Annotated in this window: 17 protein-coding genes; 10 read left to right on the top strand and 7 right to left on the bottom strand. The window is 51.6% G+C overall.

What is annotated here, in order from left to right; genetic code table 11:
• Window positions 1–51: 51 nt before the first annotated feature.
• Window positions 52–1,173 carry a multicopper oxidase domain-containing protein gene (locus tag NWAT_RS02485; RefSeq protein WP_013219579.1) on the bottom strand — a complete coding sequence of 374 codons (1,122 nt, stop codon included), beginning with the start codon at window positions 1,171–1,173 and terminating at the stop codon, window positions 52–54.
• A 191-nt stretch (window positions 1,174–1,364) separates the two neighbouring features.
• Here NWAT_RS02485 and hldE point away from each other — a divergent pair, with 191 nt between their 5' ends.
• Genes hldE through waaA form a run of 3 tightly spaced genes read left to right on the top strand, consistent with a single transcriptional unit; the run spans window position 1,365 to window position 5,067 of the window.
• Window positions 1,365–2,786, top strand: a complete 1,422-nt coding sequence (gene hldE, locus NWAT_RS02480) for a bifunctional D-glycero-beta-D-manno-heptose-7-phosphate kinase/D-glycero-beta-D-manno-heptose 1-phosphate adenylyltransferase HldE (RefSeq protein ID WP_013219578.1) — start codon at window positions 1,365–1,367, stop codon at window positions 2,784–2,786.
• Between the two features lie 12 nt (window positions 2,787–2,798).
• Window positions 2,799–3,752, top strand: a complete 954-nt coding sequence (gene rfaD, locus NWAT_RS02475; RefSeq protein WP_013219577.1) for an ADP-glyceromanno-heptose 6-epimerase — start codon at window positions 2,799–2,801, stop codon at window positions 3,750–3,752.
• 34 nt (window positions 3,753–3,786) lie between these two features.
• Window positions 3,787–5,067, top strand: a complete 1,281-nt coding sequence (waaA, locus tag NWAT_RS02470) for a lipid IV(A) 3-deoxy-D-manno-octulosonic acid transferase (RefSeq protein WP_013219576.1) — start codon at window positions 3,787–3,789, stop codon at window positions 5,065–5,067.
• Between the two features lie 9 nt (window positions 5,068–5,076).
• Here waaA and NWAT_RS02465 read toward each other — a convergent pair whose 3' ends face one another.
• From NWAT_RS02465 to NWAT_RS02455, 3 genes are all read right to left on the bottom strand, one after another.
• Window positions 5,077–6,429: a TolC family outer membrane protein gene (locus tag NWAT_RS02465; RefSeq protein ID WP_013219575.1), complete on the bottom strand. Its 1,353-nt coding sequence runs from the start codon at window positions 6,427–6,429 to the stop codon at window positions 5,077–5,079.
• A 64-nt stretch (window positions 6,430–6,493) separates the two neighbouring features.
• Complete coding sequence (locus NWAT_RS02460) at window positions 6,494–7,132, bottom strand: protein-L-isoaspartate O-methyltransferase family protein (protein ID WP_013219574.1); 639 nt, start codon at window positions 7,130–7,132, stop codon at window positions 6,494–6,496.
• An 88-nt stretch (window positions 7,133–7,220) separates the two neighbouring features.
• The gene (locus NWAT_RS02455; RefSeq protein ID WP_013219573.1) at window positions 7,221–7,463 is read right to left on the bottom strand and encodes a sulfurtransferase TusA family protein; all 243 of its coding nucleotides are present in this window, start codon (window positions 7,461–7,463) and stop codon (window positions 7,221–7,223) included.
• A gap of 290 nt (window positions 7,464–7,753) precedes the next feature.
• Between NWAT_RS02455 and NWAT_RS02450 the strand changes: the two genes are divergently transcribed.
• From NWAT_RS02450 to pqqE, 6 genes are all read left to right on the top strand, one after another.
• Window positions 7,754–9,193, top strand: a complete 1,440-nt coding sequence (locus NWAT_RS02450; RefSeq protein ID WP_013219572.1) for a beta-barrel assembly-enhancing protease — start codon at window positions 7,754–7,756, stop codon at window positions 9,191–9,193.
• Window positions 9,194–9,347: 154 nt separating this feature from the next.
• Window positions 9,348–9,419 (top strand): pyrroloquinoline quinone precursor peptide PqqA, encoded by a 72-nt coding sequence (gene pqqA / locus NWAT_RS17725; RefSeq protein ID WP_013219571.1) that lies wholly within the window; start codon window positions 9,348–9,350, stop codon window positions 9,417–9,419.
• A 73-nt stretch (window positions 9,420–9,492) separates the two neighbouring features.
• Window positions 9,493–10,422, top strand: coding sequence for a pyrroloquinoline quinone biosynthesis protein PqqB (gene pqqB / locus NWAT_RS02445; protein ID WP_013219570.1), 930 nt, complete (start codon window positions 9,493–9,495; stop codon window positions 10,420–10,422).
• 17 nt (window positions 10,423–10,439) lie between these two features.
• The gene (pqqC, locus tag NWAT_RS02440; protein WP_013219569.1) at window positions 10,440–11,162 is read left to right on the top strand and encodes a pyrroloquinoline-quinone synthase PqqC; all 723 of its coding nucleotides are present in this window, start codon (window positions 10,440–10,442) and stop codon (window positions 11,160–11,162) included.
• A gap of 9 nt (window positions 11,163–11,171) precedes the next feature.
• Complete coding sequence (gene pqqD, locus NWAT_RS02435; RefSeq protein ID WP_013219568.1) at window positions 11,172–11,441, top strand: pyrroloquinoline quinone biosynthesis peptide chaperone PqqD; 270 nt, start codon at window positions 11,172–11,174, stop codon at window positions 11,439–11,441.
• Entirely contained in the window at window positions 11,416–12,573 is a 1,158-nt protein-coding gene (gene pqqE / locus NWAT_RS02430; protein ID WP_041350410.1) for a pyrroloquinoline quinone biosynthesis protein PqqE, read from the top strand. The genes pqqD and pqqE overlap by 26 nt, the downstream gene beginning before the upstream one ends.
• A gap of 11 nt (window positions 12,574–12,584) precedes the next feature.
• Here pqqE and NWAT_RS02425 read toward each other — a convergent pair whose 3' ends face one another.
• From NWAT_RS02425 to efp, 3 genes are read right to left on the bottom strand one after another with little or no spacing between them, the layout of a single operon-like run.
• Window positions 12,585–12,779 (bottom strand): PLD nuclease N-terminal domain-containing protein, encoded by a 195-nt coding sequence (locus NWAT_RS02425; RefSeq protein ID WP_013219566.1) that lies wholly within the window; start codon window positions 12,777–12,779, stop codon window positions 12,585–12,587.
• Between the two features lie 46 nt (window positions 12,780–12,825).
• On the bottom strand, window positions 12,826–13,824 hold the full coding sequence (epmA, locus tag NWAT_RS02420; RefSeq protein WP_013219565.1) for an EF-P lysine aminoacylase EpmA: 999 nt from the start codon (window positions 13,822–13,824) through the stop codon (window positions 12,826–12,828).
• A 49-nt stretch (window positions 13,825–13,873) separates the two neighbouring features.
• The gene (gene efp, locus NWAT_RS02415) at window positions 13,874–14,443 is read right to left on the bottom strand and encodes an elongation factor P (protein ID WP_013219564.1); all 570 of its coding nucleotides are present in this window, start codon (window positions 14,441–14,443) and stop codon (window positions 13,874–13,876) included.
• Between the two features lie 32 nt (window positions 14,444–14,475).
• Here efp and epmB point away from each other — a divergent pair, with 32 nt between their 5' ends.
• Window positions 14,476–15,483, top strand: a complete 1,008-nt coding sequence (gene epmB, locus NWAT_RS02410; RefSeq protein ID WP_013219563.1) for an EF-P beta-lysylation protein EpmB — start codon at window positions 14,476–14,478, stop codon at window positions 15,481–15,483.
• The last annotated feature ends 38 nt before the right edge of the window (window positions 15,484–15,521 follow it).

Below are 15,521 nucleotides of genomic sequence, written 5' to 3'. Positions count from 1 at the left end.
TTTACTCAGGTCCATGGAAAAGCAAAACCAGACGTTAATCAGGGTTATTCTTCAAGGTAGAATTTGAAAAGTAGTGCTCATTCCCGCCTCGATATGGTCGGCGACGTGGCAATGGTATAGCCACTCCCCATTATTATCAGCCTCCATATCAGCCGTTATCATGGAGGCGGGTAATAATTCCAGCACATCTGTCCGCCGCGCTACGTGAGGCGCACCCACCGAGACCGTTTCGCCATGCCAGTGGGGAGTATGGAGATCCACTTCATTGCCCATTCCGAGCACATGCCAGCGCACCCGCTCGCCGTGTTTTGCCACCAGCCCTCGCAGATTCCCAAAAAGACGCCCATTGATGCTATGCATCAGTCCGGCCTCTTCACCCTCCAGTTTATCGAAGATAAAAAAAGCCGTCACAAACTCCCGCTCCACATCCTTTGGAGCGCCATCGGCATTGGCCATGCCGTAACGGGTAATAATAAGGGGGCCGAGTAGGCCAGCGCTGGTATCGGCTGGCGTATCGACATGGGAATGGTACCACCATACTTTAGAAGAAAGATCACCCTTCCCCGGCCCGCTATCCTCGCTCACGACCCAAGTATAATCGAAGCATTGGCCGGCTGGAACCCGGGCTCCAGCGCCTGGTAGAGTATCGGTTGAATTTGCCCCAAAATACGGAGCCCCCTCATTATCTTTCGTGTACCGCAGCCCATGGGGATGCATGCTGTAAGTGCCGGTTGCGGTCTGATTGCAAAAATGCACCTTAAGCGTATCCCCCACCTCCGCCCGAATGATCGGCCCTAAAATTCCTAGCCACTCAGGTTGAGGCTTGGGGGTGGTAAAGGTGTCATCTGTGTACTCTATATAACGAACTGAGGGAAAGATGTGGCTACTCGTCCAGGGCTCCGGCAAGGAACAGGGAGCATGCTGATCCGAGCAACGGATGAGATTCTGATTGGTGGGCGCAAAATCCCAACTCCTCTCCTCCGCGGCAATGTAGTAATGTCGGACTGCGCCTTCTCCGGGAGCAGGTGCGGCCGGACTCTCGCCAGCAAAAGGCGGGAATTGACCCCAACCGCTCCACCGTCCCGGCCAGGCATCATTCCCACTAACCGGCAACGATACCAGAAGCAGCAAACCCGATAATAAAAACTCTCCCTGTTTGATACGAAATACCATGGTAATCTCCTAATTATAATTATTGTGAATGATTCGCATTAATTTTATTAGATGTATTATTTGATTGCAATTGAAATTCGCCCACGGATAAGCAAGCAGTCATGTTCCGTAAGGAACAACTTAAAAAGCTTGAGGTTTAGCCAGTATCCCTATGGTATTATGGGCCGATTTTTAGCAATCCTTCCAACAGCATGACCCACGGCTTACCTGACTTTACTAGCGCCCAAGTGCTCGTCATTGGCGATGTGATGCTGGATCGCTACTGGCACGGTACTACTTCACGTATTTCACCGGAAGCTCCCGTACCCGTGGTACGGGTAACGGAGCGGGAAGATCGGCCTGGCGGAGCAGGCAATGTCGCGGTCAATGTCGCGACGCTCGGGGCCCAGGTGACGCTGCTCGGATTGATTGGCGTCGATGAGGCCGCAGCTACGCTACGGTCCTTGCTGACTCAGCGGGGAGTCCATTGCTGCTTGGAAGAATTCCCTGATATTGCTACGCTTACTAAACTGCGTGTTATCAGCCGCCACCAACAATTGATCCGCCTAGATTTTGAAGATGGCTTTATCCCTGCACACAGCAAAGCACTACTCCCTGCCTATAACGCCGCCTTGAGCGGCAAGTCAGCCGTGATCCTTTCTGATTACGGCAAAGGCACACTCCAAGAACCACAGGGGCTCATCGCTCTCGGCCGGAAAGCTGGGGTGCCCATTCTGATTGATCCTAAAGGCGTTCCTTTCTCCCGCTATCGTGGCGCTAGCATCATCACCCCCAATTTGGCCGAATTTGAAGCTGTGGTCGGACCTTGCGCCGATGAGATGGTCCTCGTTGAAAAAGGAGAACAGTTACGGCAGCAGCTAGCGCTTGAAGCCCTGCTCATTACCCGCGGTGAGCAGGGCATGACTCTGTTACAACGGGAACACTTCCCTCTCCATCTGCCAACGGAAGCACGAGAGGTCTTTGATGTGACTGGGGCTGGAGATACGGTAATTTCTGTCCTGGGTGCCGCGCTAGCCGCCGGTGGTAGCTTTAAGGAAGCTACCCTCCTTGCCAACCAAGCAGCAGGGATTGTCGTGGGTAAACTGGGTACGGCCAGCGTCACCCGTAATGAGCTTCAGCAGGTATTACATCCCAGGGCGATCCGCCGGGGAATCACTAGCGAGGAAGAACTACTGCATTTCATTAACCTGGCTCGCAGCCGTGGGGAATGTATTGTGATGACCAATGGTTGTTTTGATATTCTTCATTCTGGCCATGTAAGCTACCTGGCCGAAGCGCACCAATTGGGGGATCGCCTGATTGTAGCCGTCAATGATGATGCCTCGGTTCAACGCCTCAAGGGCAAAAGCCGGCCCATCAATTCTCTGGCTCAACGCTTGGCAGTCTTGGCGGCACTCCATGACGTGGACTGGGTAGTCCCTTTCTCGGAGGATACCCCAGCACGACTGATTGAACGAGTTCTGCCAAATATTTTGGTGAAAGGCGGTGATTACGCCCCGGAGCAGGTCGCCGGGGCCAGCGCCGTGGTGGCTAATGGCGGAAAAATCATTATCCTCAACTACCAGCAGGGTTGCTCCACCAGCCAAATTATTGAGATTATTCGCAAAAGTTAAGGAGACGGTTTTTTGATTATTGTTACAGGCGGCGCTGGCTTTATTGGCAGCAATATTATCAAGGCGCTCAATCAATGGGGGCGGGAAGATATTCTGGTAGTCGATGATTTAACCCAGGGAGAAAAATTCAGCAATTTAGTCGATTGCGAAATCTGGGATTATTGGGATAAACAAGCTTTTTTGCAGGCAATAAAGGCCGGCGAGGAATTTCCCCATCCTGTAGATGTCCTTATACATCAAGGTGCTTGCAGTGCCACCACGGAATGGGACGGGCGCTATATGATGGAAAACAACTTCCGCTACTCAACACACCTTTTACACTATTGCTTAGAGCGCCGTATTCCCTTCCTGTATGCCTCTAGCGCGGCAGTCTATGGCAGCGGCTCCATTTTTCGGGAACAGCGCGAATTCGAGACCCCGCGCAACGTCTATGGTTATTCCAAATGGCTATTTGATCAATATGTGCGGCGTTATCTACCCACAGCCCCCAGCCAAATCGTTGGCCTCCGTTACTTCAATATATATGGTTCCAGGGAAGCCCACAAGGGCACCATGGCCAGCGTTGCTTATCATGCCCATTGCCAGCTCATAGAAACAGGCCGAATCAAACTGTTTGAAGGCTGCGACGGCTACGGACATGGCGAGCAACGACGTGATTTTGTCTCCGTTGCGGATGCAGCGGCGGTCAACCTTTGGTTTCTGGAACATCCCAACCAATCCGGGATTTTTAATGTGGGCACGGGCCAAGCTCAAACCTTCAATGAGGTAGCTCAGGCCGTACTCGCTTTCCATGGGCACGGTGAAATTGAGTATATCCCTTTCCCTGACCACTTACGGGGACGTTATCAAAGTTTTACCCAGGCCGATACCCGTGCTTTGCGGGAAGCAGGCTATGCCGAATCTTTCGCCCTGGTTGAAGAAGGGGTGACAACCTACCTGCGTTGGCTAGGCGAAAATCAAAATTAACTTACTTCTGATCAGAAAAATCCTTCCGTGTGCCATGCCGGTCTCAGCTTTCCGAACCTTTTACAGCCTATTGTTTTATTTATTTATCCCGCTGGTAATCATTCGTCTCCTGTGGCGAGGCTGCCGCGCCCCAGCTTATCTTCACCGCTGGGGAGAACGGTTCGGTTTCGCTCCCTTCCTGACTGGGAAAGCGGTTATCTGGGTCCATGCGGTATCGGTAGGAGAAGTCCAAGCCAGTCTGCCCTTAATGAGGGCCTTATTGAGCTGTTATCCCCATCATACGCTGTTACTAACGACCCTCACGCCCACGGGCTCAGCCCAGGTCCAAAAGCAACTAGGAGCAAACGTGGCACACTGCTATTTGCCCTACGATTTGCCCGATGCTACCGCCCGTTTCCTGCAGCGGGTTCAGCCTCTACTTGGCATTATCCTGGAAACAGAACTTTGGCCCAACCTGTTACATCAATGCCAACGCCGCAAGATCCCGGTCATTTTAGCTAACGCCCGCCTCTCGGAACGCTCGGCGCTGGGCTATTATCGTTTAGGCGTGCTTACCCGTGACATGCTCTCTAAGCTTGCTTTTATTGCCGCCCAGGGAAAAGCTGATGCCGACCGCTTTATCACTCTTGGCGCTCCTCCTGAGCGGGTTCAGGTAACGGGTAATCTCAAATTTGAACTCAAGCTTCCCCCCCACCTGGCTGCTCAGGGAACGTCATTAAGGCGCCAATGGGGCGCGCAGCGTCCCCTGTGGATTGCCGCTAGCACCCATGAAGGGGAAGAAGAGCAGATTTTAGCTGCCTTTAAGCAGGTACGAAAACACTACCCCACCGCCCTGCTGATACTGGTACCACGCCATCCAGAGCGTTTCAACCGCGTTCATCAATTGTGCCAACGGCAAGGCTTTATTACCCAGCGCCGGAGCGAACAGCGAGCATGCGCGCCCGCTACCGAAATTTTCCTCGGGGACAGTATGGGCGAACTTCTCTTATTCTTTGCAGCTTCGGATGTAGCTTTTCTCGGAGGCAGCCTCGTTCCTGTGGGCGGGCATAACCCCTTGGAACCCGCCGCCCTAAAACGGCCTGTTATTCTAGGCCCCCATCTATTTAATTTTAAGGGGATCAGCCATCAATTACTGGAAGCGGGTGCAGCAACCCAGATACAAACCATTCAAGATTTAACCCAGGCGGTAGTGCGCTATCTAGGCGACCCTCAACTGCGGGTTAAAGCGGGCAAGGCAGGACAACGGGTAATCGCCCAAAATCAAGGCGCATCAAGCAAAATAATGCAACAGATTACTGTCCTTTTAAGCGGCTAACCTAGGGCGTTATTCCTGCAACAACTGGTTGATTTCCTCCAGATCTCGCAACGTAATAATGCCCGCCCCTTGCTTCAGGCGCAAGGTATCGAGCAGGTGTTCATAACGGGACTGGGCATGGTCCCGAAGGGCGCGGAACAAGTCACGCCGTACGTTGAGCACATCTACGGTAGTGCGGGTCCCCACGTCAAAACCTGCTTCGGTTGCTTCGAGAGAGCTTTGATTGGAGACAATAGCCTGCTGCAGAGCCTTGACTTGACTAGCTTCGGACACAACACCCAAATAAGCCTCGCGGGTCTGGCGGAAAACTTGCCGGCGGGCCTGCTCTAGCTGCTCCAGAGCTTGTTTTAGCTGGTGCTGGGCTTCCCGGGTGCGGGACACTACGGCCCCACCCTGAAGGAGTGGCAGATTAAATTGCAGACCAATGACATCCATATCATTTTGGAACCCACCAAAACGTCCTCCCCCCGTCACATTGGTGGATTTAGAACCCACCACCTCCAGCGTAGGATAATGGCCGGATTTCTGCCGTTGTATTTCTTGGCGGGCATTATCCACCGCCGCCGCCGAGGCATCAATTTGGGGGTTCTGCTGCAGCGCGGTCTCGGCCCATCGGTCAATATTCATGGGATCTGGCTTCAGTAAGGGGGTATTGTCTTTCAGATCGGCCAGATCTCGAACATATTGTCCTGTCACCTCTCGTAATTGCTCATAGCTATTGGATAGGGCATTTTCGGCAGCGATCACCTGCGCAACCGCTAAATCATAAGCAGCCTGGGCCTCATTGACATCCACAATTGTATTCATCCCCACTTCGAAGCGCTGCTTGGTCTGCTCCAACTGCTTGGCAATGGCCTCTTTTTCCGCCTGGGCAAAGGAAAGTCCTGTTTGAGCCGTAAGCACGCCAAAATAACGCTCAGACGCCCGGACCAATAATCCTTGCTCCTCAGCCACCAAATTTGCCCGGGCCTGGGCAATAGTAGCGTCCGCCTGTTTGAGAAGAACAAAATTTTCCCGCTGGTACACCGGTTGAGCTAAGTTCAGGCTATAACCATAATTAATATAGGAGCCCTGAAAACCAGGAATGGTAAAACCAGTATTTGGATCTACTCGTTGCTGGAGCAAGGTGAGATTCTGATTAGTCCAGTTAAAATTGGAGGAAATATCAACCGTCGGAAAAAATAAAGCCCTGGCTTGAGGCTTGGCTTCCAATGCGGCCTGCACTTCCGCCACCTGAGCCCACAGCTGGGGATCGTTCCCCCGCGCCAAGCGATAAACCTCCAACAGGTCAGAAGCTTGGACAGGCCAAGAGGCGACAAAACCAAGGATAATTAGAAAAAAGCCGTTTTTTATGAAAGCCACGGCTTACTCTGTTACTGTGCAATACATAAAATACTTAATTCCCTGAGCCCGAAACTTCCGGTGGTTAAAACACGAATTTTGGCTTGGGCTCGCTATTAAGCAAGGGTGGTATAACCGTCTCAAACAACCCTTCCCGGGACCACTCTTGCTCACCTACGCGGGTAATGAGCACTGCCTCCATCACCGGCGCCCGGCCTAGAACCGCAAACAAACGTCCACCCAGTTTGAGTGTTTCCAGAAAAGCACGAGGCAAATCAGGAAGAGCGCCCGTGATCGCAATGGCATCGAAAGGCCCTCCCTTAGACCAGCCACGGGCTGCATCTCCTACCTCCAGAGAAATATTGGCTAGTGGCTGTTCAGAAAAGCGCCGTAATTCAGGAAAAATATCGACACTAGTAACATGGCCAGCCAAACCGGCCATAACTGTTGTTAGATAACCAGTCCCGGTTCCTATCTCCAAAACGGATTCTGACTCCTTAAGATCCAAAGCTTGGAGTAAACGGCCCTCGATGATGGGGGGCAACATCACTTGTCCTTGCCCAAGAGGTATTTGAACATCCGCGTAAGCCAGGTTTCTAAATGCTGGCGGAACAAAATCTTCCCGAAGCACGGCGGCAAGCCGATCCAATACCCGCTGATCGAGTACTTCCCAGGGGCGGATCTGCTGTTCCACCATATTAACGCGAGCTTGCTCCAGGTTCATCGACGCTTCACCTTCATCACTGTAGGACGCTTAAGGGTAAGGATTTTTTTCAGGCGGTGCAACAAAGAACTCTCACATTTAAAATGATCTATTTAGGAGTCATACCTTTACGGATTACGAAATGGTATGTGCTCTCTTCCTCGCGAGCTTCCAAAAGCTCATGCTCGGTAATGCGGGTGAAAGCTTCCACATCCTTTAAAGAATCCGGATCTGTGGCCACTACATACAAAGTCTGTCCTCCTTCTAGAGTCTGTAGTGCTTTACGAATCCGCAATACAGGCAAAGGACAGGGTAAACCAATAGCATTGAGCTCGGCATCATAATCAGGCATGGTAGCTTAACTCTAACATAATGAGTAACAACATGAGGCGCCATCATAGCTTGGAAAAAGCTAACTTATAAGCTAAGCGTTTTTTGAAGACGGGTGCTGCTGCCCGGCGGCGCGCCCGCCTGCTGCCCTAATCCAATTATCGTAAGCAGACGGCTCATTTTCAACGGCTATACTAGCAAGCTGTTTGAGCCAAGTTAAGGAAATAGATTTCTTCACTGAACCGGACTGACCAGACTGAGTCTTAATAGGTTAACTTTACATTAAAAACATCAGGGATAGAGAAATTGCGAGTGCAGTTGTTTAGCACGGTCTTATGGAGCGTCATTTTACTAACAGCGCCCACCCTAAGCGCCGATGAAATTGAGTTACCGGAAATCGGCGATCATTCTGGAGTCGCCATATCGCCGGAACAGGAACGCAGTATCGGGCAAGCCTTTATGCGCCGCCTGCGTAATTCGGTCACCATTATTGAAGATCCGGAAATAACGACTTATATCCAATCGCTGGGGTTTCGATTGGTCGCCAATAGCGATAATCCGGGACAAGGATTCACTTTTTTTGTCGTTCAGGATCCGACTATTAATGCCTTTGCTGCCCCAGGGGGGTATATCGGGATCCATTCCGGCCTCGTGGAAAATTCCCAGACCGAAAGTGAGCTAGCAGCCGTACTGGCCCATGAAATTGCCCATGTCACCCAACGTCACCTGGCGCGAGCTTTCGAACAACGCAGCCGTTTAAGTCTACCCATGACAGCCGCGTTAGTAGCCGCCCTTATCTTGGGGATCGAAAATCCTAATGCCGGCCTTGCTGGACTGGCCGCTGTCCAAGCAGGTGCTGCTCAGCTTCAAATTAACTTCACCCGATCCAATGAAAAAGAGGCAGATCGAGTCGGCATGCAAACCCTGGTACGGTCTGGCTTCGACCCTTTCGCTATGCCTGCTTTCTTCGAGCGTCTTCAGCAGGCAAGTCGTTACTATGGGACCCGGCCGCCGGAATTCCTTAGCACCCACCCGGTGACTACCAACCGTATTGCCGATGCAATGGGCCGGGCCCAAACTCTAAGTCCTCAACCCGTCAAGGAGTATCCCCAGTTTCACCTCGCGCGCGCTAAACTCCAGGTGCTAACCAGTGATAATTACGCGCAGACGGCACACCAGTTTAGCCAGGCCTTAGAAACCGGCCGTTACGTAAACGAAGCAGCCACCCGTTATGGTTACGCCCTTGCCTTAGTAGAAAATGGAGAACCTCGCAAGGCGCGGCAACAAATTCTAAAGTTACTTGAAAAAAACGGTGATAATCGGACCTACCGACTCGCTCTCGCCCAGGTGGAGGTGGCCGCCGGCCGTTTTAAAACCGCCTTCGAAATCTATGAGAGCGCCCAAAAATTATACCCAGACGACTACGCTGTCGTAGTCAACTACGCCAGCGCTTTATTGCAGGGCCATCGTCCCCAAACCGCACGGGACTTACTAAGACGCCAGGTGCAATTAGGCGCCGCCACAGGACGCCTTTACCACTTACTTGCCCAAGCAGAAGGGGATGCTGGCAGCCAGGCAGAGTCTCACCGCTGGCTAGCGGAATACTACTATTACAATGGGCAGACTGAAAGGGCAATTAAACAGTTACAATTAGCTAACAAAACAGCAAATGATAATTTCTATCAGCGCTCCAAAATCGAAGCTCGCCTGCGGCAGCTACAAAGGGAAATCGATGCCGGGGAAAATACTTGATTCGCTTTACCAGCCAAAACCTCTCTCACTGTCATTTGCGCTGCTTGTTCGTTCGCCTACGAGCAACGATAAAGGTCCATGATGCAAGCGCTAGTGAATTTCACTGAAAATATAACTATGATATTAGCTGGGTGCTAGTAAAGGAGATGAAATTATGTGGATAAAACCTGCATATTGTGAACTGCGCTTTGGCTTCGAAGTTACCATGTATATTTACCAACGGTAACCAAGTAGAAGTAAAGTCTCGCTTGGAAGCCCTATTCCAAGCGAGACTTTTCGCTTCCTCAACCAACAAAGCAATGTTAATCCATGTTCTAGGATCAGGTGCGGGGGGAGGTTTTCCCCAGTGGAACTGCAATTGCCACAACTGCAATCGCCTGCGCAAAGGCAAATTCAAGGGGCAGGCACGGACCCAATCCTCGATTGCAGCCAGCACCAATGGCACTGACTGGGTACTTTTTAATACCTCCCCGGATATTTTAGGACAGCTCCAGCATTTTCCTGCTATTCAGCCGGGTCGGGCACTACGGGATACTGGCATTCGCGGTATTGTGCTGCTGGATAGCCAGATCGATCATACCACGGGGCTGCTGATGCTGCGGGAACATCACCGGCCTTTAGATGTATACTGCACTGAATCCGTCCATCAGGATCTCACTACCGGTAATCCTCTGTTCAAAGTGCTGGATCATTACTGCACAGTAAACTGGCATCCCATTCGGCTGCCACAGGGAGATGCTCCAGGCGAGGACTTTCAGGTGGAGGGCATTGCAGGGTTACGCTTAACGCCGGTGCCCCTGCGCAGCGAAGCGCCCCCTTACTCCCCCCATCGTCACAATTATCATGTAGGAGATACCATCGGCCTGCGGCTTGAAGATCCAGCTACCCAGAAAAACTTATTTTATGCGCCAGGTCTAGGGCAAATCGAAGATCATGTCCTCTCTCTGATGGAAAAAGCCGATTGCCTACTGATAGATGGCACTTTTTGGACCGAGGATGAGATGGAACAGGCCGGCATTACCCAGAAACGCGCCACCGAGATGGGCCATCTTCCCCAATCTGGCCCGGGAGGCATGATGAGCGTCCTGGCTCCCCTTACTAATCTCCGGAAGATACTCATTCATATTAATAACACCAACCCGATCCTCGATGAAAAATCGCCTGAACGAACCCAATTGGAAGCGGCCGGCATCCAAGTGGCCTTTGACGGTATGGAAATTACCCTCTAGGTAAAAAGGAGAGAGGCGTGACGGAACAACCCCCCTGGAGCCGCGAGGAATTCGAGCAGAAGCTGCGGGAAAAAGAATGCTTCTACCACATTCACCACCCCTTCCAGGTATTAATGAATAGCGGCAAGCTGAACCAGTATCAGGTTCAAGGATGGGTAGCCAACCGCTTTTATTACCATACCTGCATCCCTCTCAAGGATGCTGCCATCCTGGCCAATTGCTCCCAGCGATCAGTGCGGCGCCAATGGGTACAGCGAATTCTGGATCATGATGGTTATGGCGAAGACGTAGGAGGCATCGAAGCCTGGCTTCAGCTAGGCGATGCCGTGGGCTTAAGCCGGGAAACGCTGGAATCCCAGCGGCAAGTTCTGCCCGGAGTACGCTTTGCCGTTGACGCTTATGTCAACTTTGCCCGCCACGCTACCTGGCAGGAAGCCGTCTGCTCTTCTCTTACGGAGCTATTTGCCCCTTCCCTCCATCAACAACGATTAGACAACTGGCCCCGCTATTACCCCTGGATTAAAGCGAAAGGCTACCATTATTTTCGCAAGCGTCTCAGCGAGGCCCGGCGGGATGTCCGACACGGCCTAGAAACGACCCTAGATTACTTTCAAAGCCGCGCCCAACAGGAACGGGCACTAGCCATCTTACAGTTTAAGCTGGATGTACTATGGACTCTGCTGGATGCCCTCTGGATGGCGTACATTGAAAATCGTCCTCCCTATCACACGGAGTTTTAACCTAGATCCATGCATGATAACGACATCCCTACCATCGCACCTCCCTACCGCTTCCAATGGGAAGAGGCACAGGATTGTTATGTTCTCCTCTATCCAGAAGGCATGATTAAACTGAACCTCAGCGCCGGGGAAATACTCAAACATTGCAACGGCAAGCTAAGCATCAACGCTATTATTGCGTTGCTACAGGAACAATACCCGCAAGCAAACTTAGCAAATGATGTGCGCGAATTTTTAGAGACTGCTTATGGTAATGGCTGGCTCTCCACCGAAAATTAATCGTTTTAATGACAATACAAGAACACAGCCTCTATGGCTGCTAGCGGGACTCACCTACGCCTGCCCTCTGCAATGTCCTTACTGTTCTAATCCCTTAGACTTTGCTAAACACAAGTACGAACTCTCTACTGAAGATTGGTTGCGGGTATTTCACGAGGCCCGGGCCATGGGAGCCGCTCAGCTAGGATTTTCTGGTGGCGAACCTCTAGCGCGGCGTGATCTAGAAGTACTCATCACCGAAGCCCGTAAACTTGGTTATTACACTAATCTCATTACCTCTGGCGTTGGCATGGACGAAGACCGGATTGCGGCTTTTAAAACTGCTCGTCTTGACCATATCCAGATTAGTTTCCAGGCTGCTTCCGAAAACCTCAATAACCAACTTGCCAGCGCGGATGTTTTTCAACATAAACTGGCCATGGCCCGGGCCGTGAAAAAACACGGCTATCCCATGGTGCTATGCTTTGTTCTCCATCGCTATAACATCGACCAGATAGGAGAAATTCTGGATCTTGCCATCGAACTCAAGGCCGACTACGTGGAATTAGCCACTACCCAGTATTATGGCTGGGCCTGGCATAACCGAAACCGCTTACTCCCCACCCGCGAACAGCTAAAACGGGCCGAAGCTCTAGCCCACCAATACCAAGCCCGCATGGGGGGGAAAATGAAGATTTATTATGTGGTGCCGGATTATTACGAGAACCGCCCCAAGCCCTGCATGAATGGTTGGGGAAATATTTTTCTCACCATCGCTCCGGATGGAACCGCCCTTCCCTGCCACGCTGCCCGCCAGCTACCCGGCCTCACCTTACCCAATGTAAAAAACCATAGTATTGAGTGGATCTGGCATGAATCACCAGACTTTAATGTATTCCGGGGCCAAGGATGGATGAAGGAACCTTGCCGAAGCTGTCCCGAGCGTTTCAAGGACTTTGGAGGATGCCGCTGCCAAGCCTATTTATTGACGGGCGATGCCCGTAATACCGATCCCGTCTGTGACCTGTCGCCCCACCATCCGACCGTAGTAGACACTATTACCGCAGCTCACCAACAAACACCTTTACCGGCAAACAAGAACAAACCACTCATATTCCGTCATCCACGAAATTCTAAAAAATTCTGCGGCTGATACCTCCCACCCTACCTCTTGAATGAAGATGCCCTCGGGCCCAGCAAAAACCAAAGGATAAAACCAACTAAAGGCAGTATAAGCACTAATACGATCCACAATGTTTTTGCGCCCGTAGAGGCACCGCTTTGAAAAATATTCAAAATCGCCCAAACATCCGCAATCAATAGCAATAAACCGAAAAGGCCCCCGACTTCGATACTCATGGCTTAAATCCTATGGTAAAAAATTTAGGCTAATATTACCCTAAATTTAAATCCGCATAAGAGGAAATGCCAAAACTTCCTCAATACGGGCACTGTTTAGCTGCAGCATGAGCAGCCGATCTACCCCTAGCGCCACCCCGGCACACTCTGGCAGTCCCTGCTCCAAGGCAGCCAACAAAAACTCATCTAGGGGGACTTCCGAAAGTCCTCTTCTCCTCCGTTGGATTAGATCTGCTTCAAAACGTTGCCGTTGTTCCACTGCATCACACAGCTCATGGTAACCATTAGCCAACTCCATGCCTTTGAGGTAAACCTCAAAGCGCTCAGCCAAAGGTCTAGGACAACTCTCCGATGGGGGACGAATGCGGGCCAATTGGGCTTCGGAGGCAGGATAGTCGTAAATAAAACAGGGCCGCTCCCCTCCCAGCCGGGGTTCAATAATGGTAGCTAGCAAAAAATCCAGATAAATTTGTCGCGCTTGCCCTCCACGGGCCACCCCATCTCGAAAACCTTGCGCATTTGCAAGCCGGGCCAAAGTCTTATCACTGGCGGTAAAAACATCTATCTCTAAATAGCGGTGAAAAACTTCCCTATAACTAAGACGTTCTCCCACGGGGGTTCCCAAAAGCAAGGATAGCAAACTATCCACTTCTGCCATCAGGGCTAAGTGGTCAAAGCCGGGCCGATACCACTCCAGCAGGGTAAATTCGGGATTGTGCCGCCGCCCGTTCTCCCCATTGCGAAAAACCCGCGCAACCTGGTAAATTGGACCACTCCCTGCCGCCAACAGACGTTTCATGGCATGTTCGGGGGAAGTCTGCAAAAAAAGCTGCTGGCCTTCTTTAGGGGCCTGAGGCCCCTGATAGGCGGTCACCAGACTATGAAGGTGAGGAGCGGTTGCTGCCGCGGTGGAAAGTATGGGGGTTTCTACTTCTAAGACTCCACGTCGCGCGAAGAAATGGCGAATGTTAGCCAGAAGGCGAGCTCTAGCCTCCAATACCTTTTTATCGACCCGGGGACGCCAGGGCACCTCTGTTTTAACCATGTTGGCCAACAATACCGAAGAATAACAGCCAGAAAGCAATGTTTCCCACTCATTCCTTGGCTCGTTCCACATACTCGCCAGTGCGGGTATCGATCTTAAGCACCTCATCTACATCAATGAATAAAGGAACCCGAACCACCGCACCCGTCTCTAAGGTAGCTGGCTTGCTACCCCCCCCCGAGGTATCACCACGAATGCCTGGATCGGTTTCGGTCACCTTAAGGGTGACGAAATTAGGCGGTGATACTAAAAGGGGGGCCCCATTCCACAGAGTAACGGTACAAGTATCTTGCTCCTTAAGCCACTTGGTCGAATCTCCAACAGCGGCGGTATCGGCTGAATACTGCTCATAAGTTTCTGGCGACATAAGATGCCAAAACTCGCCATCTGAATAAAGGTACTGTAATTGGGTCTCGATTACATCCGCCGCTTCCAAGGAATCACCGGATTTAAAGGTGCGGTCAATCACCCGGCCAGTTTTCAAATTGCGCAGCTTTACCCGATTGAAAGCTTGCCCCTTACCGGGCTTAACAAATTCATTTTCCATGATGGTATAGGGATCTCCATCCATCATTACCTTGAGACCGGATTTAAATTCGCTGGTACTATAGCCTGCCATGTGGGCCTCCCTCTGATTACAAAAAATTGGCTATGATAACGCAATCATCCCATCTTCTGCAGAAACCCGTTTGGCAAACAGCACTCTCCCAGGCTGTGCGCAACCCCCAAGAACTACTTGTACTAACGGGCTTGGATACCCACCCCCAAATTGCCAGCGAGACTACTCGCCGGCAATTTCCCCTGCGGGTGCCCCGAAGTTACATCGCCCGTATGAAAAAAGGCGATCCTAACGATCCCCTGTTCCGGCAAGTCTTTCCTTTACACGCTGAAGATCAAATTTCACCCGGTTTTAACACTGATCCTGTAGGGGATTTGGCGGCGATGCCTGCGCCGGGCGTTCTCCAGAAATATACTGGAAGAGTACTTTTAGTCGCCACAGGCGCCTGTGCCATCCACTGCCGTTATTGCTTTCGCCGTCATTTCCCTTACGGAGACCATAATCCGGCCCAAGAACATTGGAAGCGAGCACTGCAATATATTGCCCAGAACCAGAGCATTCGGGAGGTCATTTTGAGCGGCGGTGATCCCTTAACCCTCGCTGATAACCGCCTAGCCGAGCTGGCCCAAACGCTAGCCACTATTTCCCATGTTAAGCGGCTACGTATTCACACTCGCCTACCCGTGGTATTACCAGAACGGGTAGACAACCATTTGCTCCAGTGGCTTGAAGAGACTTCCCTCCAGAAAGTAGTGGTTATCCATGCTAATCATGTTAACGAACTTGACGACAGGGTAGCCGCTGCGCTTAACGACCTTTCCCATGTAGGGTGCCGACTCTTCAATCAGACCGTGCTGTTGCGGGGGATTAATGATAAAGTCGGCGCCCTGAGTGATTTGAGCGAAGGCTTGTTCGATGCAGGGGTACTCCCCTATTACCTCCATCTGTTAGACAAAGTCCAAGGGGCAGCGCATTTTGAAGTGGATCTCATGAGCGCCCAGCGTCTGCATCGAACCCTGCGGGCCCGCCTGCCCGGCTATTTAGTGCCCCTGTTAGTCCAAGAACAAGCCGGCGCCCCTAGTAAACTGCCTCGGAGCTAAATCAGCTTGGATAACCTGCGCCTAGCGAGCCGGACTAA

The sequence above is a fragment of the Nitrosococcus watsonii C-113 genome, from assembly GCF_000143085.1.
Classification (GTDB): Bacteria; Pseudomonadota; Gammaproteobacteria; order Nitrosococcales; family Nitrosococcaceae; genus Nitrosococcus; species Nitrosococcus watsonii.
The sequence above is the reverse complement of the archived record's forward strand: the minus strand, read 5'-3'. Positions and strand labels throughout refer to the sequence as shown.